This is a genomic window from Variovorax sp. J22G73 (genome assembly GCF_030317035.1).
In the GTDB taxonomy this organism is placed as follows: Bacteria; Pseudomonadota; Gammaproteobacteria; order Burkholderiales; family Burkholderiaceae_C; genus Variovorax.
This window is the reverse complement of sequence record NZ_JASZYK010000004.1, coordinates 20,182-41,153: the sequence shown is the minus strand read 5'-3', so window position 1 is coordinate 41,153 and position 20,972 is coordinate 20,182. Positions and strand designations below refer to the sequence as shown.

The following is a 20,972-nucleotide window of genomic DNA, read 5'->3' as shown; positions in this document are numbered from 1 at the left end:
AGCGCGCGTTCAGCGTTGCGTCGGAAAGAAGGGCGCGTTGTTGTGGGAAGGAGGTTCATCGCTCGCGGAAGGAATGTCGGGATGCGGATCGAAGCTGCCGCCGGGCGGCAGGTCCAGTCCGGGGGGCGCTCCGGCGTCCAGCGAGTGGCGCTCGAACTCACGAGCGCGCACGTTGCTGCGCAGGAAGCGGTTGCGGAAATCCTGCCTTGGCAGGTAGCGAGCAAGCTCGGTGAGCGCCATCTCGTAGACGCCGCGCTTGAACTCGACGACCACGTCGAGCGGCACCCAGTAGTCGTGCCAGCGCCAAGCGTCGAATTCGGGATGGTCGGTGGCACGCAGGTTCAGATCCCAGTCGTGTCCGACAAGTTGCAGCAAATACCAGATTTGCTTCTGGCCCTTGTAGTGGCCCCGTGCGTCACGGCGGATGAACCGATCCGGCACCTCGTAGCGCAACCAGTCACGGGTACGGGCCACGATGCGCACGTGCTCCGGATGGAGCCCCACTTCCTCATGCAGTTCCCGGAACATGGCTTGCTCGGGACTTTCGCCGCGGTCGATGCCGCCTTGCGGAAACTGCCAGGAATGTGTGCGTATGCGCTTGCCCCAGAAAACCTGGTTTCTCTGGTTGAGCAGGATGATGCCGACGTTGGGCCTGAAGCCGTCCCGGTCGAGCATAATCAAACCCCAATTTTTGAACTGAGTCGATTATGCATGCCGGGGTCCCCTCGGCAAGCTGCCGATGCCAGGCTCTCAGGGTCTCTCCGGGGGGAGCAGTCCCCCACTTCCACGCTTCGAATCCAGCGAATCCATCACACCGATCCCGATGAAAGCTTCCCGATTTTTTGTCTCCACCCTCAAGGAAGCGCCGGCTGACGCAGAGGTCGCGAGCCACCGGCTCATGACGCGTGCCGGCATGATCAAGAAGCTCGGCACGGGCATCTACACGTACATGCCCATGGGGCTGCGCGTGATCCGCAAGGTCGAGGCGATCGTGCGCGAGGAAATGAACCGCGCCGGCGCCGTCGAGATGACGATGCCGGTGGTGCAGCCGGCCGAGTTCTGGCAGGAGACCGGGCGCTTCGAGAAGATGGGCCCCGAGTTGCTGCGCATCAAGGACCGCCACGACCGCGACTTCGTGATCCAGCCCACCAGCGAAGAGGTGGTGACCGACATCGCTCGCCAGGAAATCCGCAGCTACAAGCAGCTGCCGAAGAATTTCTACCAGATCCAGACCAAGTTCCGCGACGAGCGCCGTCCGCGCTTCGGCCTGATGCGCGGGCGTGAATTCATCATGAAGGACGCGTACAGCTTCGACCGCGACCTCGACGCCGCCAAGGCGAGCTACCAGGTCATGGCCCAGGCCTACCGCAACATCTTCGACCGCTTCGGCCTGCGCTACCGCGCCGTGGCGGCCGACAGCGGCGCCATCGGCGGCGACCTGAGCGAAGAGTTCCAGGTGATCGCCGCGACCGGCGAAGACGCCATCGTCTACTGCCCCGACAGCAACTACGCCGCCAACATGGAAAAGGCCGAGGCACTCGCCCCAGCCGGCCCACGCCCCGCCGCCGCCAACGCGCTCGAGAAGACGGCCACGCCCGGCAAGAGCACCTGTGAAGACGTCGCGGTGCTGCTCGGCGTACCGCTCTCGACCACCGTGAAGTCGCTCGTGCTGGCCACCGACATCGTCGATGCGGCCGGCAACATCAAGGGCGCGCAGGTGTGGCTGCTGCTGCTGCGCGGCGACCATGACATGAACGAGATCAAGGTCAGCAAGCTGCCCGGCCTCGACAAGGGCTTCCGCTTCGCCACGCTGGCCGAGATCGACGAGCACTTCGGCTGCAAGCCCGGCTACCTGGGCCCGCTGAACCTGAAGAAGTCGGTCAAGCTCGTGGCCGACCGCGAAGTGGCTGTGATGGCCGACTGGATCGCCGGCGCCAACGAGGTCGACTTCCACATGACCGGCGTGAACTGGGGCCGCGACCTGCCCGAGCCCGAGCTCGTGGCCGACCTGCGCAACGTGGTCGCCGGCGACGCCTCGCCCGACGGCAAGGGCGTGCTGACCATCGAGCGCGGCATCGAAGTGGGCCACGTCTTCGTGCTCGGCACCAAGTACAGCAAGGACATGAACGCCACCTACCTCGACGAAGGCGGCAAGCCGCAGTTCCTCGAGATGGGCTGCTACGGCATCGGCATCACCCGCCTGCCGGCCGCTGCCATCGAGCAGAACCACGACGAGCGCGGCATCATCTGGCCCGACGCGATCGCGCCCTTCACCGTGGTGGTGTGCCCCATCGGCATGGACCGCAGCGCCGAGGTCAAGACCGCCGCCGAGGCGCTCTACGAAGAGCTGCTGGCCAAGGGCGTCGACGTTCTGCTCGACGACCGCGGCGAGCGCCCCGGCGCGATGTTCGCCGACTGGGAACTGATCGGCGTGCCGCACCGCGTGGTCATCTCCGACCGCGGCCTGAAGGAAGGGCAGCTCGAGTACCAGCACCGCCGCGACACCGCCGCGACCAAGGTGCCTGCCGTCGGCATCGCCGAATTCATCGCCGGCAAGCTCGCGAAATGAGCCTGGAGGGCGGCCTCACGCGACGCCAGTGCATGGGCGGCGCCGTGACGGCGGGCGCCCTCGCCGCGCTGTCGCTGCCCACGACCGCCCTGGCCGGCGCGCAGATCGAGGAGCCGCTGATCGACTCGGTGCGCACCGCGCTGAGCTCGGCCATCCACAACAAGGCACCGCCGGTGCCCCAGTTTCCGAACACCGAAGCCCGCCTGGCCTACTTGCGCTGGCTCGGCGAGATGAGCGAACGGCTCAAGAAGAAGGTGCCCGACGCGCCCTCGCGCATCGAGTTCCTGCAGACCGCCTGGTACGAGGCCAAGCGCTCGGGGCTCGAGGTGAGCCTGGTGCTGGGGCTGGTGCAGGTCGAGAGCAACTTCCGCAAGTTCGCCGTGTCCAGCGCCGGTGCGCGCGGCTACATGCAGGTGATGCCGTTCTGGACGCGCGTGATCGGCGACGCCGACCCGGCCAAGCTCTTCCACATGCAGACCAACCTGCGCTTCGGCTGCGTCATCCTGCGCCACTACCTCGACCGCGAGAGCGGTGACCTGTACATGACGCTGGGCCGCTACAACGGCAGCCGCGGCAAGTCGCCGTACCCGAACGCGGTGTTCGCGAACCAGCGGCTCTGGGTCTTCAACGACAGGGAACGCGAGCGCGAGAAGGACAAGGACCGCTCGGCGGCCTGAACGCCGCAATCCGCCCTGCGGCTTCGGCGGGTGGTCAGCCGGCCGGCGCCTTCGCGGTGCCCGAGCCCTTCGTGACCATCACCTGGTCGATGCGGTAGCTGTCCACGTCCATCACCTCGAAGGTGTAGCCGCCCCAGGTCACGTTGTCGGTGCGCTTGGGCACGCGGCGCAGCATCACCATCAGGAAGCCCGCGAGCGTCTCGTACTCTTCCGAATGCGGCAGCTCGTCGATGTGCAGCGCGCGCTGCACGTCCTGGATGGGGGTGATGCCGTCGATGAGCCACGAGTTCTCGTCGCGCTGCACGATCTGCTCTTCGTCGGGCATCGACACCAGGTCGCCCATCACCGTGCTCATCACGTCGTTGAGGGTGATTACGCCCACCACCAGGCTGTACTCGTTGACGATGATGGCGAAGTCTTCGTGCGCCTGCTGGAACTGCTCGAGCACTTCCGTGAGCGAAAGCCGGTCGGGAATCACCAGCGCCTTGTGCAGCGGCAGCCCCTGGTCGAAGGCCAGCGGCTGGCCGCTGAGCACGCGCTGGAACATGTCCTTGGCATCCACGTAACCCAGCACGTGGTCGATGTCGCCGTCGCACACCGGGTAGGCGGAAAAAGGCTCGGCCACGATGCGCGCGCGCAGCACCGACTCGGGGTCGTCGTGCAGGAACCAGGCGATGCTGTCGCGCGCGGTCATCACGCTGCTGACCAGGCGGGTTTCCAGCTCGAACACGTTGGCGATCACCTGCTGCTCGCGCACCGCGAGCACGCCGGCCCGCGCGCCGGCCTCGGTCATGGCGAGGATGTCGGCCGAGGTGATCTTGTCGTCGCGCGCCATCGGCATGCCGAGCACCTTGAACAGCAGGTCGGTGCAACGCGTGAAGAACCACACCAACGGCTTGAAGGTGGTGATGAGCAGCTGCATCGGGCCGACCATGCGCACCGCGAGCTGTTCAGGATTGCTCATGCCCAGGCGCTTGGGGAACAGGTCGGCAAACACCAGGAACACCGCGATGACGATCACGAACGAGCACAGGAACGCCACGTTGGCCGAGGCTTCCACGCTCAGCCATTTCTCGAAGAACACCGCGAAGTAAGGGCTGAGCGAGCCCTCGCCGACCACGCCGCCGAGGATGGCCACCGCGTTGAGGCCGATCTGCACCACGGTGAAGTAGTGGCCCGGCTGCTCTTGCACGCGCAGCACCTTCTCGGCCCGGGGATCGCCTTCGTCGGCCATCTGGCGTAGGCGCAGGCGGCGCGAGGCGGCCAGCGTGATTTCAGCCAGGGAGAAGAACGCGCTCAACGCGATCAGCAAGACGATGATGAGCAGGCTTTGGGTCAGGGTCATGGTGGCACGGTGAAGAGTGCCATGGTGCCATGACTCGGCCGGGTCTAGCGCTCAGACGCCGCCATGCGGGTGCGTGGGGTCCACCCACAGCACCGATTCAGGTTTTTCGACGGGCTCGATGTCGAGGTTGACCGCTACCGCTTCACCGTCGCTGCGGCACAGCACGCACTCCAGCGGCTCGGTCGCGCTGGCGTTGATTTCCTGGTGCGGCACGAAGGGCGGCACGTAGATGAAGTCGCCCGGGCCGGCCTCGGCCGTGAACTCCAGCTTGTCGCCCCAGCGCATGCGGGCTTTGCCACGCACCACGTAGATCACCGATTCGAGCGGGCCGTGGTGATGGGCGCCGGTCTTGGCATCGGCGTGGATGGTGACGGTGCCGGCCCACAGCTTCTGCGCGCCGACGCGCGCGAAGTTGATGGCGGCCGCCCGGTTCATGCCGGGCGTCTGCGCGGTGTTGACGTCGAGCTGGTTGGCGCCGACCACGCGCACGCCGTCGTGCTTCCAGGCCGGCTCGGGCGGCACTGAAGAAGGCTCGTCGTGAGAATGCGAATGGCCGTGATCGTGGCTCATTTCAGCCTCAGCGCGGTCTCGGTGCGGTCTCGGTGCAGTTCCGGTGCAATCAGGCCGGGCTGCCGTTCACCACTTGCTGCAGCTCACCCGATTCGTACATCTCCATCATGATGTCCGAGCCGCCGATGAACTCGCCCTTCACGTAGAGCTGCGGAATGGTGGGCCAGTTGCTGTATTCCTTGATGCCCTGGCGGATGCCGTCGTCTTCGAGCACGTTGACGGTCTTCAGCGCCTTGGTGTCGACACCGACGGCCTTCAGGATCTGGATGGCGCGGCCCGAGAAGCCGCACATCGGAAAACTGGCGTTGCCCTTCATGAAGAGCACGAGTTCGTTGGTTTTGACGAGGTCGTCGATGCGTTGTTGAGCGTCGGACATGGGGACTCCTGAAAAGTGGGCTGGGGGATTATTTCACCGTGCGCCAGATTCCGCCGGAGCAGCGCGCGATGCCGGCAAGGTCGTCGCGGCTTTGCACCTCGGCAAAGCCCCGCTCTGCCAGCAGCTGCCGCACGGGCGCGGCTTGGTCGTGACCGTGTTCGAGCAGCAGCCAGCCGCCTTCGGCGAGGTGGGCGGGCGCGTCGTGCACGATGCGGCAGATGTCGTCGAGGCCGTCCGCGCCGGCCACCAGGGCCGATGCCGGCTCGTGGCGCAGGGCGGGCAGGTGCGGGTCGCCGGCGGCGATGTACGGCGGGTTGCTGGCGATGACCGTGTAGCCGGTGCCTGCGCCGGCCAGCCAGTCGGCCTGCGCGAAGCGCACCGGCAGGCCCAGGCGCAGGGCGTTGGCCTGCGCCACCGCGAGCGCATCGGCGCTGGCATCGACGGCATCGACCTGGGCGTCGCGGCGTGCATTTTGCAGGGCCAGCGCGATCGCGCCGCTGCCCGTGCCCAGGTCGAGCACGCGCGGTGCCGCATGGCCTTCGAGGCACTCCAGCGCCCATTCGACCAGCGTTTCCGTGTCAGGGCGCGGCACCAGCACGCGGGCATCGACCTTCAGGTCGAGGCCGTGGAATTCCTTTTCGCCCAGCAGGTAGGCCACCGGTTCGCCCGCCAGGCGGCGCGACAGCTGCGCCGCCAGCGCGGACCACGCCGCCTCGGGCATGGCGTCGGTGTCGTGCGCCAGCAGCCAGGCGCGGTCGTGCGGGGCGCGGCCCAGCGCGTGCAGCAGCAGCAACTGCGCGTCGAGCCGCTCCACGCCCAGCGCCACGGCCGCGGCCAGCGCCTGCGCCACGGTCGACGGCAGCGGGTTGTCGGCGGTGTCCATCACGCCGGCAGGCTCGATTCCAGCTCGGCCAGCTGCTCGGCCTCGCGCGCGGCGCGCAGCGCGTCCAGCACGTCGCCCAGGTCGCCTTCCATGATGGCCAGCAGCTTGTAGAGCGTGAGGTTGATGCGGTGGTCGGTGAGCCGACCCTGCGGAAAGTTGTACGTGCGGATGCGGTCCGAGCGGTCGCCGCTGCCGATCAGGCCCTTGCGCATGGCGGCGTCCTTGGCGGCGCGCTCGCTGCGGTCCTTTTCCTGGATGCGCGCCGAAAGCACCTGCAGCGCCTTGGCCTTGTTGCGATGCTGGCTGCGGTCGTCCTGGCACTCGGCCACGATGCCGGTCGGGATGTGCGTGATGCGCACGGCCGAGTCGGTCTTGTTGATGTGCTGCCCGCCCGCGCCGCTCGCGCGGTAGGTGTCGATGCGCAGGTCGGCCGGGTTGATCTGCACCGCCACGGTCTCATCGGGCTCGGCCAGCACGGCGACGGTGCAGGCGCTGGTGTGGATGCGCCCCTGCGTTTCGGTGGCCGGCACGCGCTGCACGCGGTGGCCGCCGGATTCGAAGCGCAGCTTGCCGAAGACTTCGTCGCCGACCACGCGGATCACCACTTCCTTGTAGCCGCCGAGTTCGCTCGGGCTCTCGCTCACGATCTCGCAGCGCAGGCCCACGCGCTCGCAGTAGCGCGTGTACATGCGCAGCAGGTCGCCCGCGAAAAGGGCCGATTCGTCGCCGCCGGTGCCGGCACGAATTTCAAGGAAGGCGTTGCGCGCGTCGTCGGGGTCCTTGGGCAGCAGCAGGCGTTGCAGTTCCTCTTCGAGCTGCACCAGCTCGGCCTGCGCTCCGGCGATTTCTTCCTTGGCCATCTCGGCCATGTCGGGGTCGTCGAGCATTTCGGTGGCGCCCGCGATGTCGGCCTCGCGCTGCTTGTAGCGTTCGTAGCGCCCGGCGATCTGCGTGATTTCGGCGTGCTCGCGCGAGATGGTGCGGTACTGCGCCATGTCGCTCATGATGTCTTCGCGCGAGAGCAGGAAGTCGAGCTCGCCCAGGCGCTGGACGTAGCGTTCGAGTTGGTGGCGCAGAAATGATTTCACGGCGAAGAAGGCTCGAAAAAAATGGGGAAGGGGTGCCGCGGCGGTGCAGCGGCAAGGCGCAAAAGGCCGCGGCACACAAGCCGGGCCGCTGACCAGCGTCGCTAACGCTCTTTGCGCAGGAACAGGCGCGAAATGGTCTGCGCCGTCTGCTCGCGCGAAGCGGCGTCGCCCGCGTGCAGCTCGGCCATGGCGCCGTGCATCATCTTCTGCGTGAGGCCGCGCGACATGGCCTCGAGCACGGCCTCGACCGGCTCGCCCTTGGCCAGCAGCTTGCGCGCGCGTGCCATCTCTGTGGCGCGCCACTCGTCGGCCTGCGCATTGAGCTGCTGGATCAGCGGCACCGTGCCACGCTGGCCCAGCCAGTGCATGAAGCTCTGCACGCCCGCGTCGATGATCACCTCGGCCTGTGCCACGGCGGCCTGGCGGTTGGCCTGGCCCTGTTGCACGACCTGGGCGAGGTCGTCCACGGTGTAGAGATAGACGTCCTCGAGCGCCTTCACCTCGGGTTCGATGTCGCGCGGCACGGCCAGGTCGACCATGAACATGGGGCGGTGCTTGCGCGCCTTGAGCGCGCGCTCCACGGCGCCCAGGCCGATGATCGGCAGCGTGCTGGCGGTGCAGCTCACGATGATGTCGAACTCGGCCAGCCGCGAGGGCAGGTCGGCCAGCCGCATGGCCTCGCCGCCGAAGCGCGAGGCGAGCTTTTCGCCGCGCTCGAGCGTGCGGTTGGCAATGGCGATGGACTTGGGTTCCTTGGCCGCGAAGTGCGTGGCGGCCAGGTCGATCATTTCGCCCGCGCCCACGAACAGCACGCGCGTGGTGCGCAGGTCTTCGAAGAGCTGGCCGGCCAGGCGCACGGCGGCGGCGGCCATGCTGATGGAATGCGCGCCGATCTCGGTGGCCGTGCGGACCTCTTTGGCCACGGCGAACGAGCGCTGGAACAGCTGGTTGAGCGTGCTGCCGAGGGCGCCGGCGGTTTCGGCGGCGCGCACGGCGTCTTTCATCTGGCCGAGGATCTGCGCCTCGCCCAGCACCATGGAGTCCAGCCCGCTGGCCACGCGGAAGGCGTGGCGCGCGGCTTCGTCGTTGTGCAGCGTGTAGGCATGCGAGCGCAACAGGGCTGGGGCCACGCCGCCGCTTTGGGCCAGCCAGCCGAAGGTGTGGTCGAGCGCGATGTGCTCGGAGGCGCAGTAGATCTCGGTGCGGTTGCAGGTGGAGATGATGGCCGCCTCGACCTGGGGGTGACGGCCGGAGGCGAAGGAACTGCGCAGGCTCTGCAGCGTGGGGGCGATCTGGTCGAGGGCGAACGCGAAACGACCGCGCAGATCGAGCGGCGCGGTCGTGTGGTTCAAGCCGAGAGCCCAGACTGACATGGCCGTGATTATAAAATCAGCAGCCGCACCCGGCTTGCGCAGGGACAAATGGCTTTCCCTATGACAGCCATATCACCGGCCGCATGACCCGACGCCCACGTCGCCCCTTCCGATGGACCTGCTGGCCCTGCTGAATCACCTGCTTAATTTTGTGGCACCCGCGGCCTTCCTGGCGCTGGTGCTGGTCTTTGTCGGGCGTTTCGTGGGCGGCCGGCGCGCCGGCGTGCCGCGCTGGTGGGTGCAATGCGCATGCACTTTCCTGGCGGGCGTGGCGGTGTCGGTGGCCGGCCTGGTGGTGTCCGGGCGCGACGGAACCATGGTGACCTACGCCGCGCTGGTCGTGGTCTGCGGCACCGTGCAATGGCTGGCGATGCGCGGCTGGCGCCGCTGAAGAGCGCTCAGCCCAGCCGGCGCAGCATGTAGACCGAGTCGCCCGGATAGGTGGCGAGCCGGGCCTGCTGCCCGGCGCCGGCGGGTCGTGCCGGCGCATAGCCCTGGCGCTCCCAGAACCCGACCGACGACTGCACCGACACCAAGGTCGAATGCCGCCAGCCGGCCTGCGCCGCATGGGCCCAGGCGTGGCGCACCAGCCGCGGCCCCAACCCCAGGCCCGAGGCATCGGGACGGACCGCCAGGTCGTGCAGGTACAGCGAATCGGCCGCGGCCGCCACCTCGAACTCCCCGTGCAGCGGTGTCAGCTTGCCCACCACCGACGGATAGCCCGCCAGATACGCCTGCACACCGCCCCGGTGTTCCCTCCGGTGTTCCACCACCCAGCCCGTGTGCGGCGCCGCCGCGAGGCGCCGCGCGATCAGCGCGCCGTCCTCCACGAAGCCCGCGCCGTAGCAGGCGAGCTGTATCGCCAGCACCGCGTCGAGGTCGTCCGCGCGCATGGCGCGCACGAGGATGGCGTCCGGCTGCGTCATCAGGCCAGCAGCAGCTTGTCGTCGTCGAGCTTCTCGCCGCGCGTCTGCTCGAACATGCGCAGCAGGTCGGGCACGTCCAGCCCCGCGCGCTGCGGCCCGGCCACGTCCAGGATCACCTGGCCCTCGTGCAGCATCACCGTGCGCGAGCCGTAGTCCAGCGCCTGGCGCATGCTGTGCGTGACCATCATCGCGGTCAGCTGGCTGCCTTCGACGATCTTGGCCGTCAGCTCCAGCACGAAGGCCGCCGTCTTCGGGTCGAGCGCGGCGGTGTGCTCGTCCAGCAGCAGGATGCGCGAGGGCTTGAGCGACGCCATCAGCAGGCTCACCGCCTGGCGCTGGCCGCCCGACAGCAGCCCGATGCGGTCCGCCAGCCGGTTTTCCAGCCCCAGTTTCAAAATCGACAGCTTCTCGCGGAACAGCTCGCGCAGGTTGCGGTTCAGCGCAAAGCCGAAGGCCCGGCGCTCGCCGCGCTTCCAGGCCAGCGCCATGTTTTCCTCGATGGTCAGTGCCTCGCAGGTGCCGGCCATCGGGTCCTGGAACACGCGCGCCACCATGCCCGAGCGCTGCCAGGCGTTCAGGCGCGTCACGTCCTTGCCGTCGATCTCGATGCCGCCCTTGTCGACGATCAGGTCGCCGCTCACCGCGTTCAGGAAGGTCGACTTGCCCGCGCCGTTCGAGCCGATCACGGTGACGAACTGGCCGGTGGGAATGTCCAGGCTGAGCCCGCGCAGCACGCGGTTCTCGATCGGCGTGCCCGGGTTGAAGGTCATCTCGAGTTGTTGGGCGCGCAGCATCAGTTCTTCCCCTTGAAAAGCGCGCGCAGCTTGCGCTTGTACGTCGGCACCAGCAGCGCGAAGGCCACCAGCACGGCGGTCACCAGGTTCAGGTCCTGCGCCTGCAGGCCCATGAAGTCGGTGTTCAGCGCCATCGCGATGAAAAAGCGGTACAGCAGCGCGCCCAGCACGCAGGCCAGCGTGGTGACGACCATGCTGCGCGCGGGCAGCAGCGTCTCGCCGATGATCACCGCGGCCAGGCCGATCACGATGGTGCCCACGCCCATCGAGATGTCGGCCGTGCCCTGGCTCTGCGCGAACAGCGCGCCGGCCAGCGCCACCAGCGCGTTCGACAGCGCCAGGCCCGCCATGGTGTGGAAGTCGGTCGAAATGCCCTGGGCCCGCGCCATGCGCGCGTTGCCGCCGGTGGCGCGCATCGCCAGCCCGGCTTCCGAGGCGAAGAACATGTCGACCAGCAGCTTGGCCACGATCACGATGAGCAGCAGGAGCAGCGGCTTGGCCCACTGCTCCGGCATGCCGCCGAAGTCGACCATGCTGAACACCGTGGGTTCGGTGATGAGCGCCACGTTGGGCTTGCCCATCACGCGCAGGTTGATGGAGTACAGCGCGATCATCACCAGGATGCTGGCGAGCAGCTGCATGATCTTCAGCTTCACGTTGAGCCAGGCCGTGACCCAGCCCGCCGCGGCGCCGGCCACGCAGGCGACCGCCGTGGCGGCCACCGGGTTCCAGCCCAGGACGATCAGCGTCGCGGCCACGGCGGCGCCGAGCGGAAAGCTGCCGTCCACCGTGAGGTCGGGAAAGTTGATGATGCGAAACGACATGAAGACGCCCAGCGCGACCAGTCCGAATATCAGACCGATCTCGATGGCGCCCAGGGAGGCGATGAGGGACATGGGGCGAAGGCTTCCGGCGGAACGAAAAAACGGGCCCGCCTCGTGAAGGCCGGCCCGTCGGGTTGTCGTGCGATTACTTGGTGCTCACGACCTTGGCCGTCTTCAGCAGCGCGTCCGACAGCGTCACGCCCTGCAACTTGGCCGCGCCGGGGTTCACCACCAGCTCGAAGTTGGTGCTGGTCTGCGAGGCGATGGTGCCGGGCTTCTCGCCCTTCAGGATGCGCACCACGATCTTGCCGGTCTGGCGGCCGATGTCGCTGTAGTTCAGGCCCAGCGCCGCCACGGCGCCGCGTTCCACGGTGGCGGTGTCGGCCGCCACCACGGGCAGCTTGGCCTGCTGGGCCACCTTCACGATGCCTTCGAAGGCCGAGACCACGTTGTTGTCGGTGGGCGTGTAGATCACGTCGGCCTTGCCGACCAGGCTCTGGGCGGCGGTGGGCACGTCCACCGTGCGGGCGGCCGCGGCCTCGACCACGGTCATGCCGGCGTCGGTGGCGGCCTTCTTCAGCGCGGCCACGATAGCCACCGAGTTGGCTTCACCCGGGCTGTAGATCACGCCGATGCGCTTGGCGCCGGGCACCACCTGCTTGATGAGGGCCACGTGCTTCTCCAGCGGCGACAGGTCGGACACGCCGGTCACGTTGGTGCCGGTGGGCTCCCAGTTCTTCACCAGCCTGGCGGCCACCGGGTCGGTGATGGCCGAGTACACCACCGGAATGGTCTTGGTCGAGGCCACCACGGCCTGCGCCGACGGCGTGGCGATGGCGACGATCACGTCGGGCGCGTCGCCCACGTACTTGCGTGCGATCTGGGCGGCGGTGCCCACGTTGCCTTGCGCGCTCTGGTAGGTGAACTTCAGGTTCTTGCCTTCTTCGTAGCCGGCGGACTTCAGCTCGGCCTTCACGCCGTCGCGCACCGCGTCCAGCGCCGGGTGCTCGACGATGGCCGTCACCGCCACCGACTTGGTGTCGGCCGCGAAGGCGGGCGCGGCGGACAGCATGCCGAGAGCAAGGGGGAGGGCGAGCGGAAGGGCGAGGGCGATGGCGCTGAAGGGGGTGCGAAGCGAGGCGTTTTTCACGGGAAAGGGTCTCCGGGTGGGAAAAAGAGTGCGTCTGAAGCCGCCGGCGGCAGCCGGAGCCAGAGGGGCAGCAGGGTTCAGCGTCCCGGCACCGCAACGGGGCGGCGCAGGGAGGCCCGAAGTCTAGATCGTACTTTGCACAATTAAGGTGCATCGAAGGCCCGGACTTACCCCGCTTTGCGCCCTAAAATTGCATCCATTTGGTGCATTGGGAAATTAAATTGCATGACATCGCACTGGACCGGATCGACCGGAAGATCCTGGAGCACCTCCAGGTGCACGGCCGCGCGTCCAACCTCGACCTGGCCGAGGCGGCCAACCTGTCGCCGGCGCAATGCCTGCGGCGGCACCGGCGGCTGGAGGAACTGGGGCTGATCCACGGCTACGCGGCGCGCCTGAACGCGCGCCACATCGGGCTGGGCGTGATCGCGTTCATCCACGTGACCATGGCGCGCGGCCATGTGGACGAGCTGCCCAAGTTCCAGGACCTGATCGCCGACATGAAGCAGATCCTGGAGTGCTATTCGGTGACCGGCGACTTCGACTACGTGCTCAAGGTGGTCGCGCACGACCTGGAGGCGCTCTCGCAGTTCCTCATGCACACGCTGATGCACATGCCGGGCGTGTCGGCGGTGCGCTCCAGCGTGTGCCTGAACGAGGTCAAGTTCACCACCGCGCTGCCGCTGGAGTGAACGGGCACTGAAGCCAGCTTCGGTGCCGGACCCTCAGCTCGGCATGCCGGGAATCGGCGACGCGGGCGACGAAGGCACCGCGGGCGTGGCGAGCGGCTCCGGTGCGGACGCCGCCATCACCATGGTCGGCACCGCCAAGGGCAGCGAGGCCTTCTTCAGCTCGTCGAGGATCACGAACAGCAGGTCGCTGCGCACCCCGCCCGCCAGCCGGGGGCTCGGCACGTAGGCAATGGCCTGGAAGATCAGCAGCCCGTTCTCGATGCCCTCGAGCGTGAGCGAGGGCGCCGGCGTTTCCAGCACGCCTTCGTGCGCCTTGCAGGCCGCCAGGATCAGCTCGCGCACGCGCTGCGCGTCGGTGGTCAGCGGCATCGGCAGGCGAATCAGCACCCGGCCTTCGGCGTTGGCCAGCGTCATGTTGCGCACGGTCTTGGTGATGAATTCGGAATTGGGCACGATCAGCGTCGAGCGGTCGCCCAGCTGGATCTCGGTGGCCCGCACGTTGATGCGGCGCACATCGCCCTCGGCCGTACCCAGCACCACCCAGTCGCCCACCTTTACCGGCTGCTCGGCCAGCAGGATCAGCCCCGAGATGAAGTTCTGCACGATGGCCTGCAGGCCGAAGCCGATGCCCACCGACAGCGCGCTGGCCACCCACGCGATGCGCTCGATGCCGATGCCCAGCGCCGACAGCGTGAAGGCAATCACCAGGATGCCGCCCACGTAACCCAGCAGCGTGGTGATGGAGCTCTGCATGCCCGGCTCGAACTGCGTGTTGGGCAGGTAGCTGCGCTCCAGCCAGCGCTTGAACACCCGCAGCACGATGAAGCCGACCAGCGCCACCGCCAGCGCGCTCAGGATGGCGCCCGGCACCAGCTGGAACTCGCCCACCTTCACGCCCGAGCCCAGCTTGCCGCTGCGCTGGAACACCTCCCCCGGCGAGGTGCCCAGCGGCGCGGCCAGCGCGATCAGCATGTACACGAACAGCGCCACACGGCTGATGCCTGAGAGCACCGTGGCGGCCTGGTCCAGCGTCTGCGGCGCCAGGCCGAAGCTCTTCTGCAGCTTCTGGCCGAAGGCGCTGCGGGACGACACGATGGCCATGAACACGTCGTCGGCGAACTTGAACAGCACGTAGAAGGCCGCCGCCACGATGCCGGTCCAGGTCAGCTGCGAGGCCAGGAAGCTGCCCAGCGCCACGTAGCCCAGCGCCACCAGCACCCAGATGGCGATCATCAGCACGCCGATCAGCGCCACCAGCAGGCCGACCCACATCGGCCGCTCGGGCAGGCCGGCCTCGGGCGCGTCGGCCCGCAGCGCCTTGAGCCGGTAGATCACCGTGCCCACCAGCGCGGTGAGGATCAACGCGGTGAGCACGTGCGTGGCCACCACGGCCGCGAAGCTGGCGTCGATCAGCGCGTTGACCTCGGCCGGCGTCCAGGCCAGCGCGGCCACCAGCGCCACCAGCCAGGGCAGCGCGGCAAGCCTGGCGGCCATGGCGTCGGGAATGGGCGGCAGCCGCCACGAGGGGCGCGAGGTGGCCAGCAGCGCGCGCCCCAGCCCGATGACGAAGGCCATGAAGGTCAGCGCCTGCGCCGTCGACTGCAGCGCCTTGCGCGCCTGCGCGTCCCAGGTGGCGTGCGCCTTGAGCACTTCGACGAAGCCGTGCGCGGCCACCGCCACCAGCAGCACGTGGGTCGCGACGATGGCAATCACCAGCAGAGAGCGCCGCAGCCGCCCGGCCGGCAGCACCCGCATGGCCAGGCGCACCAGCCCGTGCTCGGCCGCCCAGATGCCCGCCAGCGCCAGCAGCAGCGCGCCGAGCAGGGCAGCGATCACCGGCGTGCGCGAGCCGCTCGCCAGCGCCTGCTCGAAGCCGTCGTTCAGCGCCGAGCCCATGGCCTGCAGCCGCTCCACGTCGTCGGGCCAGGCGTCCTGCAGGTCACTCCAGAAGGCGCCGGTCAGCGGCGAGGCCGCGCGCTCGGTGAGCTGCGCCTCGAACACCTGGCGCCGCTGCGTGACGAGGTCGGCGCCGCGCTGGCGCACGTCGATGGACAGCAGCTTGGCCAGCCGGATGTCGGCGTCGAGCGCGTTGCGCTCCTTGGTGAGCCGCGTGCGCTGGCGCGTGATGTCGGGGTCTTCGGTGGTGCCGGCGGCCGGCGGGTTGCCGAGCTCGCCGAGCCGCGCGTTCAGGTCGGCCAGGTCGCCGGTGCGCGCGGCCACGAACTTGTCGGCCTGCGCGCCGATGTCGTTGATGAGCGAGAGCTGCTTGCGCGGGTCTTCTTCGCTGTCCCGGGCGCCGTCCTTGCCATCCTTGCCCGGGTCCGCCGTGATCTTGTTGAACTGCGCGCGCAGGTCGGCCACCGTGGGGGCGGCGGGCGCCGGGGTGGCGGTGTTGGCGCTGTTGTTGGGGTTGCCGCTGCCGGCGTTCATGCTGGCGTCGGGCTGCGCGAAGGCAACGCCGAACATCGACAGGGCCAGCAGGATGGCGAGGCAGTGGCTCGCCAGGCGAGAGGTCCGTTTCATGGCCGCATCATAGAAGCGGCCCTGCGGTAAGGGCCTGTAAGAAACGTACGGCTCAGCCGGCAGGGCTGAACAGGTCGACCCGGTCGGTGATGATGCCGTCGGTGCCCAGCACGATGAGCCGCTGCGCGGCCCACTCGTCGTTCACCGTGTAGCTCAGCGCGCGCAGGCCCGCGCCGTGCACTTGTGCCACCACCTCGGCGTCCCACTGGGCGTGGTTGCAGACGATGGCGACGCAATCCAGCTGCTTCGCGGTGTCGAGCCAGCCGTCCCACAGCTTGTCGAGCAGCAGGCCGCGCGGCAGCTCGGGCTGCACGGCCTGCGCGCCCTTGAGCGAATCGACCTGGAAGGACGTGAGCAGTGGCGGCACGGCCGCGCCCTGCCACAGGCGCGCGGCTTCGCGCGCCACCACTTCGCCGGTCTGGCGCTCGGCGCCGGGCGTGGGCTTGATCTCGATGTTCAGCAGGTGGCCGTTGGCCAGGCAGAAGCGCGCGACGTTCTCCAGCGTGGGCAGCGGCTCGCCAGCGTAGCCGCGCGAATGCCAGCCGCCCGCGTCGAGCTGCGCCAGCGCGTTCCACGGCTGCTCGCCGCCGATGCCGCGGCCGCTGGTGGTGCGCTCGAGCGTGGCGTCGTGCATCAGGAAGGGCACGCCGTCGGCGCTGAGCTTGGCGTCGCACTCGAACATGCGGTAGCCGTGCGCGGCACCCAGCTTGAAGGCGGCCAGCGTGTTCTCGGGTGCCAGCTTGCCGGCGCCGCGGTGCGCGACCCAGCGCGGGTAGGGCCAGGGTGTAGCCAGGGCCATGGCTCAGTCTGCGCGCTTGCCGGAGCCGGCGTCGAACCAGTGCAGCTTGTCTTCGCGCGCGGCGATCTTCACCGTGTCGCCGGCCACCGGCGGGTGGTCGCCTTCGTCTGTGCGCATGATGATCTGCTCGTCGCCGATGCGCCCGTACACCAGGCGCTCGGCGCCCAGCAGCTCGACCTGCTCGACCTGCACGGTCCAGCCGTTCTCGTCGAGCTTCATGTGCTCGGGGCGGATGCCCAGCGTCTTGCCCGGGCGCACGCCCGGTGCCTGCTTGAGCAGGTTCATGGGCGGCGAGCCGATGAAGCTGGCCACGAAGGTGGTGGCGGGGCGGTTGTACACCTCCTCGGGCGTGGCGAACTGGTCCATCACGCCGCCGTTCATCACGATGATGCGCTGCGCCAGCGTCATGGCCTCGACCTGGTCGTGCGTGACGAACAGCGAGGTGATGCCGAGCTCGCGGTGCAGCTTCTGGATCTCGAGGCGGGTCTGCGCGCGCAGCTTGGCGTCCAGGTTGGACAGCGGCTCGTCGAACAGGAACACCTGCGGCTGGCGCACGATGGCGCGGCCCATGGCCACGCGCTGGCGCTGGCCGCCGGAGAGTTCGCGCGGCTTGCGCTCCAGCAGGTGGCCCAGCTCGAGGATCTTCGCGGCCTTGTCCACGCGCGCCTTGATCTCGGGCACCGGCACCTTCAGGATCTTCAGGCCGTAGGCCATGTTCGCGAACACCGTCATGTGCGGGTAGAGCGCGTAGTTCTGGAACACCATCGCGATGTCGCGCTCGGACGGCTCAAGGTTGTTCACCACCTTGTTGCCGATGGCGATCTCGCCGGCGGAGATTTCCTCCAGGCCGGCCACCATGCGCAGCAGCGTGGACTTGCCGCAGCCCGAGGGCCCGACGATCACGATGAATTCATGGTCGGCGATCTCGGCGCTCACGCCGTGGATGACCTGGTTGGCTTTCGGCCCGTGGCCGTAGCGCTTGATGACGTTGCGTAGAGAGAGAGCAGCCATTTTTCGTTCAGCGTTTTATTTGTCGGTATCGACCAGGCCCTTGACGAACCACTTCTGCATCAGCACCACCACGATGCCCGGCGGCAGCATGGCCAGGACGGCGGTGGCCATGACCACGTTCCAGTCCACCGGCGATTCGCCGTTGCCCGTCATGGCCTTGATGCCGACCACGATGGGGTACATGTTTTCGCTGGTCGCGGCGATCAGCGGCCACAGGTACTGGTTCCAGCCGTAGATGAACTGGATCACGAACAGCGCCGCGATGCTGGTCTTCGACAGCGGCAGCAGGATGTCCTTGAAGAAGCGCATGGCGCCCGCGCCGTCGACGCGCGCGGCCTCCACCAGCTCGTCGGGCACCGTCAGGAAGAACTGGCGGAACAGGAAGGTGGCCGTGGCCGAGGCAATCAGCGGCACCGAGAGCCCGGCGAAGGTGTTGATCATGCCGAGGCTGGCCACCACCTGGTACGTCGGGCCGATGCGCACTTCCACCGGAAGCATCAGCGTGATGAAGATCAGCCAGAAGCACAGGCTGCGCAGCGGAAAGCGGAAGTACACCACCGCGAAGGCCGACAGCAGCGAGATGCTGATCTTGCCGAAGGTGATGATGAAGGTGATGACCGAGCTGACCCAGATCATGCGGGCTACCGACACGTTGGTGCTGGTGCGCCCGCCGCCGGTGAGCGCGGCCTTGTAGGTTTCCCAGAAGTTGCCGCCCGGCAGGATGGGCATCGGCGCCTGCATGATTTCCTGCGGCGTGTGCGTGGAGGCGACGAAGGCCAGGTAGATGGGAAAGACCACCAGGATCACGCCGAAGATCATGATGGCGTGGGCCAGGATGCCCAGGGAAGCGCGGCGCTCAACCATGGCGGGCCTCCGTCGTCGAGAGAGTGGTTTGCATGGGGGTGGTGAAGGAGGTCATCAGTACTGGACCTTCTTTTCGACGTAGCGGAACTGCAGCACCGTGAGGCAGATGACGATGGCCATCAGCACCACCGACTGCGCGGCAGCGCCGCCGAAGTCCATGCCGCGGAAGCCGTCGAAGTACACGCGGTAGACCAGCGTGGCGGTTTCCTTGCCGGGGCCGCCCTGCGTGGTGGCGTCGATGATCGCGAAGGTGTCGAAGAAGGCGTACACCATGTTGATCACGAGCAGGAAGAACGTGGTGGGCGTGAGCAGCGGGAACTGGATGGTCCAGAAGCGGCGCATCGGGCGCGCGCCGTCGATGGCGGCGGCCTCGATCAGCGACTTGGGGATCGACTGCAGGCCCGCCAGGAAGAACAGGAAGTTGTACGAGATCTGCTTCCACACGGCGGCCATCACCACCAGTGCCATGGCGTCGTTGCCGTTGAGCAGGTGGTTCCAGCTGAAGCCCATCTTCTTGAGCCAGTAGGCCACGATGCCGATGGACGAGGAGAACATGAACGACCACAGCAGCCCGGTGACCACCGGCGCCACCGCGTACGGCAGGATGAGCACGCTGCGGTAGAAGCGCGAGCCGCGCACCACGCGGTCGGCGAACACGGCCAGCAGCAGCGCGATGCTCAGGCCCAGCACCGTCACCAGCGCAGAGAAGATCAGCGTGGTCTGGAACGAGGCCATGTAGGTGCTGTCGTTCCACAGCGCCACGAAGTTGTCCAGGCCCACCCAGGTGACCGAGTTGCCGAACGCGTCCTGCTGCTGCAGCGACTGCACCAGCGCCTGGCCGGCGGGCCAGAAGAAGAAGACGCCGACGATGATCAGCTGCGGGGCCAGCAAGGCCCAGGGCAGCCAGCTCGAACGGAAGAGGACGCGTTTTTCCATGGGGGGAGCGTTCAGGTCACAGACACACAAATAAGCAAACAGCCAGCACTGCACGGGGCAGGCTGGCTTGCGGCGGGGTTAAAACGAATCGAAACGAACATTCGTTCGCGCCGATCCGGGTGCAGAGCTTACTTGTTTGCGGCCTGGAATTTCACCAAAAGTTCGTTTCCGCGCTTTACCGCGCTGTCGAGGGCTTCCTTCGGGGTCTTCTTGCCGGTCCAGATCAGCTCGGTTTCCTCGTCTTCGATGGCGCGGATCTGGGGCAGGTTGCCCAGGCGCACGCCACGCGACTTGTCGGTGGTCTTCTTGATCATTTGCGTCACGGCGACGTCCGTACCCGGGTTTTCCTTGTAGAAGCCCGACTTTTCGGTCAGCTCATAGGAAGCCATGGTGATCGGCAGGTAGCCGGTGCGGATGTGGCTGTCCGACTGCACCTTGGGGCTCGACAGGAAGGTGAAGAACTGCGCAACGCCCTTGTAGTGGTCGGCCGGCTTGCCCGACATGACCCACAGGCTGGCGCCGCCCACGATCGTGTTCTGCGGTGCGCCCTGCACGTCCGGGTAGAACGGCAGCGCCGACTCGGCGAACTTGAACTTGGCATCGCGCTTCACGCTGGCGTAGCTGCCCGACGAGCCGATGAACATGGCGCACTCGCCCGAGGTGAACGAGGTGATGGGCTTGCTGGCGCGGCCCTTGTAGACGAACAGGCCTTGCTTGGCCATGTTGGACAGGTTCTCGAAGTGGCGCACATGCAACGGCGAGTTGAATTCCAGGCGGGCGTCGAGGCCGCCGAAGCCGTTGTTCTTGGTCGCGTACGAGGTGTTGTGCCAGGCCGAGAAGCTCTCGAGCTGGGCCCAGCTCATCCACGAGGTGGTGAACGGGCACTGGCTGCCGCTGGCCTTCAGCTTGGCGGCGGCGGCAACGACTTCAGGCCAGGTGGCGGGCGCCTTTTCGGGGTCCAGGCCGGCGGTCTTGAAGGCGTCCTTGTTGTAATAGAACACCGTCGTGGAGCTGTTGAACGGGAACGACAGCATCTGGCCGCTGGGGGCGGTGTAGTAGCCGGCCACGGCGGGGATGTACGCCTTGGGGTCGAACTTCTGGCCGCCTTCCTTCATGACGTCGGCCACGGGCTTGATGGCGCCCTTGGAATACATCATGGTGGCGGTGCCCACTTCGAACACCTGCAGGATGTCGGGCGCGTTGCCCGAGCGGAAGGCGGCGATGCCGGCGGCCATGGACTGGTCGTACTCACCCTTGTAGGTGGGGATGACCTTGTATTCTTTCTGGCTCTCGTTGAACTGCTTGGCCAGGTCGTTGACCCAGTCGTTGAGCGCACCGTCCATGGAGTGCCACCATTGGATCTCGGTTTGTGCCTGGGCAATCACTGGCATCGCCAGCGTGGTGGCCAGCGCCGAGGCGATGGCAAGCGTCTTGAAGCGCATGTGGAAAACTCCTGGAGGTGGTTCTGAAAAGGACGCGATATTAGGTTACTAATGTGAACGTTTCGCGGCGTTTCTTTTCGCATGAACGCGATTTGACTCAAACCGGGGAAACCCTTTTGACCATCCGCGC

At 67.5% G+C, this 20,972-nt stretch carries 21 protein-coding genes; 4 read left to right on the top strand and 17 right to left on the bottom strand.

Annotation, left to right across the window (positions count from 1 at the left end):
• Window positions 1–9: 9 nt before the first annotated feature.
• The gene (locus tag QTI51_RS16600; RefSeq protein WP_116909161.1) at window positions 10–675 is read right to left on the bottom strand and encodes an RNA pyrophosphohydrolase; all 666 of its coding nucleotides are present in this window, start codon (window positions 673–675) and stop codon (window positions 10–12) included.
• 148 nt (window positions 676–823) lie between these two features.
• Between QTI51_RS16600 and QTI51_RS16595 the strand changes: the two genes are divergently transcribed.
• Both QTI51_RS16595 and QTI51_RS16590 read left to right on the top strand, forming a co-directional pair.
• The gene (locus QTI51_RS16595) at window positions 824–2,569 is read left to right on the top strand and encodes a proline--tRNA ligase (protein ID WP_116909160.1); all 1,746 of its coding nucleotides are present in this window, start codon (window positions 824–826) and stop codon (window positions 2,567–2,569) included.
• Window positions 2,566–3,246, top strand: a complete 681-nt coding sequence (locus tag QTI51_RS16590; protein ID WP_116909159.1) for a lytic transglycosylase domain-containing protein — start codon at window positions 2,566–2,568, stop codon at window positions 3,244–3,246. The genes QTI51_RS16595 and QTI51_RS16590 overlap by 4 nt, the downstream gene beginning before the upstream one ends.
• A gap of 34 nt (window positions 3,247–3,280) precedes the next feature.
• Here the strand turns inward: QTI51_RS16590 and paeA are convergent, their stop codons facing one another.
• The 6 genes from paeA to hemA all read right to left on the bottom strand — a co-directional run bounded on the left by paeA (window position 3,281) and on the right by hemA (window position 8,881).
• Window positions 3,281–4,591, bottom strand: coding sequence for a polyamine export protein PaeA (gene paeA, locus QTI51_RS16585; RefSeq protein ID WP_116909158.1), 1,311 nt, complete (start codon window positions 4,589–4,591; stop codon window positions 3,281–3,283).
• Window positions 4,592–4,642: 51 nt separating this feature from the next.
• On the bottom strand, window positions 4,643–5,161 hold the full coding sequence (locus QTI51_RS16580) for a cupin domain-containing protein (RefSeq protein ID WP_116909157.1): 519 nt from the start codon (window positions 5,159–5,161) through the stop codon (window positions 4,643–4,645).
• Window positions 5,162–5,210: 49 nt separating this feature from the next.
• Window positions 5,211–5,537 (bottom strand): Grx4 family monothiol glutaredoxin, encoded by a 327-nt coding sequence (gene grxD, locus QTI51_RS16575; RefSeq protein ID WP_093134857.1) that lies wholly within the window; start codon window positions 5,535–5,537, stop codon window positions 5,211–5,213.
• Window positions 5,538–5,565: 28 nt separating this feature from the next.
• The gene (gene prmC / locus QTI51_RS16570) at window positions 5,566–6,420 is read right to left on the bottom strand and encodes a peptide chain release factor N(5)-glutamine methyltransferase (RefSeq protein ID WP_116909156.1); all 855 of its coding nucleotides are present in this window, start codon (window positions 6,418–6,420) and stop codon (window positions 5,566–5,568) included.
• Window positions 6,420–7,508 (bottom strand): peptide chain release factor 1, encoded by a 1,089-nt coding sequence (prfA, locus tag QTI51_RS16565; protein WP_116909155.1) that lies wholly within the window; start codon window positions 7,506–7,508, stop codon window positions 6,420–6,422. The genes prmC and prfA overlap by 1 nt, the downstream gene beginning before the upstream one ends.
• Window positions 7,509–7,609: 101 nt before the next feature.
• Complete coding sequence (gene hemA, locus QTI51_RS16560; RefSeq protein WP_116909154.1) at window positions 7,610–8,881, bottom strand: glutamyl-tRNA reductase; 1,272 nt, start codon at window positions 8,879–8,881, stop codon at window positions 7,610–7,612.
• A gap of 112 nt (window positions 8,882–8,993) precedes the next feature.
• Between hemA and QTI51_RS16555 the strand changes: the two genes are divergently transcribed.
• Window positions 8,994–9,272, top strand: coding sequence for a hypothetical protein (locus QTI51_RS16555; RefSeq protein ID WP_116909153.1), 279 nt, complete (start codon window positions 8,994–8,996; stop codon window positions 9,270–9,272).
• A 7-nt stretch (window positions 9,273–9,279) separates the two neighbouring features.
• Here the strand turns inward: QTI51_RS16555 and QTI51_RS16550 are convergent, their stop codons facing one another.
• From QTI51_RS16550 to QTI51_RS16535, 4 genes are all read right to left on the bottom strand, one after another.
• Entirely contained in the window at window positions 9,280–9,807 is a 528-nt protein-coding gene (locus QTI51_RS16550; RefSeq protein WP_116909152.1) for a GNAT family N-acetyltransferase, read from the bottom strand.
• Window positions 9,807–10,601 carry an ABC transporter ATP-binding protein gene (locus tag QTI51_RS16545; RefSeq protein ID WP_116909151.1) on the bottom strand — a complete coding sequence of 265 codons (795 nt, stop codon included), beginning with the start codon at window positions 10,599–10,601 and terminating at the stop codon, window positions 9,807–9,809. The genes QTI51_RS16550 and QTI51_RS16545 overlap by 1 nt, the downstream gene beginning before the upstream one ends.
• Window positions 10,601–11,497, bottom strand: coding sequence for an ABC transporter permease (locus tag QTI51_RS16540; protein ID WP_116909150.1), 897 nt, complete (start codon window positions 11,495–11,497; stop codon window positions 10,601–10,603). The genes QTI51_RS16545 and QTI51_RS16540 overlap by 1 nt, the downstream gene beginning before the upstream one ends.
• 73 nt (window positions 11,498–11,570) lie before the next feature.
• Window positions 11,571–12,497, bottom strand: coding sequence for an ABC transporter substrate-binding protein (locus QTI51_RS16535; protein ID WP_286516142.1), 927 nt, complete (start codon window positions 12,495–12,497; stop codon window positions 11,571–11,573).
• Between the two features lie 299 nt (window positions 12,498–12,796).
• Between QTI51_RS16535 and QTI51_RS16530 the strand changes: the two genes are divergently transcribed.
• The gene (locus tag QTI51_RS16530; protein WP_116909148.1) at window positions 12,797–13,267 is read left to right on the top strand and encodes an Lrp/AsnC family transcriptional regulator; all 471 of its coding nucleotides are present in this window, start codon (window positions 12,797–12,799) and stop codon (window positions 13,265–13,267) included.
• A gap of 33 nt (window positions 13,268–13,300) precedes the next feature.
• Here the strand turns inward: QTI51_RS16530 and QTI51_RS16525 are convergent, their stop codons facing one another.
• The 6 genes from QTI51_RS16525 to ugpB form a co-directional block, all read right to left on the bottom strand.
• The gene (locus QTI51_RS16525) at window positions 13,301–15,790 is read right to left on the bottom strand and encodes a DUF3772 domain-containing protein (protein WP_116909147.1); all 2,490 of its coding nucleotides are present in this window, start codon (window positions 15,788–15,790) and stop codon (window positions 13,301–13,303) included.
• Between the two features lie 52 nt (window positions 15,791–15,842).
• A complete protein-coding gene (gene ugpQ / locus QTI51_RS16520) occupies window positions 15,843–16,589 on the bottom strand; it encodes a glycerophosphodiester phosphodiesterase (RefSeq protein ID WP_116909146.1) in 747 nt (248 codons plus the stop codon).
• Window positions 16,590–16,592: 3 nt separating this feature from the next.
• Complete coding sequence (gene ugpC / locus QTI51_RS16515; protein ID WP_116909145.1) at window positions 16,593–17,600, bottom strand: sn-glycerol-3-phosphate ABC transporter ATP-binding protein UgpC; 1,008 nt, start codon at window positions 17,598–17,600, stop codon at window positions 16,593–16,595.
• Window positions 17,601–17,615: 15 nt separating this feature from the next.
• Complete coding sequence (gene ugpE / locus QTI51_RS16510) at window positions 17,616–18,464, bottom strand: sn-glycerol-3-phosphate ABC transporter permease UgpE (protein WP_116909144.1); 849 nt, start codon at window positions 18,462–18,464, stop codon at window positions 17,616–17,618.
• Between the two features lie 54 nt (window positions 18,465–18,518).
• Window positions 18,519–19,400, bottom strand: a complete 882-nt coding sequence (gene ugpA, locus QTI51_RS16505) for a sn-glycerol-3-phosphate ABC transporter permease UgpA (protein ID WP_116909143.1) — start codon at window positions 19,398–19,400, stop codon at window positions 18,519–18,521.
• A gap of 128 nt (window positions 19,401–19,528) precedes the next feature.
• Window positions 19,529–20,842 (bottom strand): sn-glycerol-3-phosphate ABC transporter substrate-binding protein UgpB, encoded by a 1,314-nt coding sequence (gene ugpB, locus QTI51_RS16500; protein ID WP_116909142.1) that lies wholly within the window; start codon window positions 20,840–20,842, stop codon window positions 19,529–19,531.
• Between the last annotated feature and the right edge of the window lie 130 nt (window positions 20,843–20,972).

Excerpts from the sequence above, each read along its gene's own strand:
- prmC (WP_116909156.1), bottom strand. The coding sequence starts at position 6,420 with ATGGACACCGCCGACAACCCGCTGCCGTCGACCGTGGCGCAGGCGCTG.
- QTI51_RS16555 (WP_116909153.1), top strand. The coding sequence starts at position 8,994 with ATGGACCTGCTGGCCCTGCTGAATCACCTGCTTAATTTTGTGGCACCC.
- ugpQ (WP_116909146.1), bottom strand. The coding sequence starts at position 16,589 with ATGGCCCTGGCTACACCCTGGCCCTACCCGCGCTGGGTCGCGCACCGC.
- ugpE (WP_116909144.1), bottom strand. The coding sequence starts at position 18,464 with ATGGTTGAGCGCCGCGCTTCCCTGGGCATCCTGGCCCACGCCATCATG.
- QTI51_RS16545 (WP_116909151.1), bottom strand. The coding sequence starts at position 10,601 with ATGCTGCGCGCCCAACAACTCGAGATGACCTTCAACCCGGGCACGCCG.
- QTI51_RS16590 (WP_116909159.1), top strand. The coding sequence starts at position 2,566 with ATGAGCCTGGAGGGCGGCCTCACGCGACGCCAGTGCATGGGCGGCGCC.
- grxD (WP_093134857.1), bottom strand. The coding sequence starts at position 5,537 with ATGTCCGACGCTCAACAACGCATCGACGACCTCGTCAAAACCAACGAA.
- paeA (WP_116909158.1), bottom strand. The coding sequence starts at position 4,591 with ATGACCCTGACCCAAAGCCTGCTCATCATCGTCTTGCTGATCGCGTTG.
- ugpA (WP_116909143.1), bottom strand. The coding sequence starts at position 19,400 with ATGGAAAAACGCGTCCTCTTCCGTTCGAGCTGGCTGCCCTGGGCCTTG.
- QTI51_RS16535 (WP_286516142.1), bottom strand. The coding sequence starts at position 12,497 with ATGCTGTCCGCCGCGCCCGCCTTCGCGGCCGACACCAAGTCGGTGGCG.
- QTI51_RS16595 (WP_116909160.1), top strand. The coding sequence starts at position 824 with ATGAAAGCTTCCCGATTTTTTGTCTCCACCCTCAAGGAAGCGCCGGCT.
- QTI51_RS16525 (WP_116909147.1), bottom strand. The coding sequence starts at position 15,790 with ATGAAACGGACCTCTCGCCTGGCGAGCCACTGCCTCGCCATCCTGCTG.
- QTI51_RS16540 (WP_116909150.1), bottom strand. The coding sequence starts at position 11,497 with ATGTCCCTCATCGCCTCCCTGGGCGCCATCGAGATCGGTCTGATATTC.
- QTI51_RS16580 (WP_116909157.1), bottom strand. The coding sequence starts at position 5,161 with ATGAGCCACGATCACGGCCATTCGCATTCTCACGACGAGCCTTCTTCA.
- QTI51_RS16600 (WP_116909161.1), bottom strand. The coding sequence starts at position 675 with ATGCTCGACCGGGACGGCTTCAGGCCCAACGTCGGCATCATCCTGCTC.
- ugpC (WP_116909145.1), bottom strand. The coding sequence starts at position 17,600 with ATGGCTGCTCTCTCTCTACGCAACGTCATCAAGCGCTACGGCCACGGG.
- hemA (WP_116909154.1), bottom strand. The coding sequence starts at position 8,881 with ATGTCAGTCTGGGCTCTCGGCTTGAACCACACGACCGCGCCGCTCGAT.
- ugpB (WP_116909142.1), bottom strand. The coding sequence starts at position 20,842 with ATGCGCTTCAAGACGCTTGCCATCGCCTCGGCGCTGGCCACCACGCTG.
- QTI51_RS16550 (WP_116909152.1), bottom strand. The coding sequence starts at position 9,807 with ATGACGCAGCCGGACGCCATCCTCGTGCGCGCCATGCGCGCGGACGAC.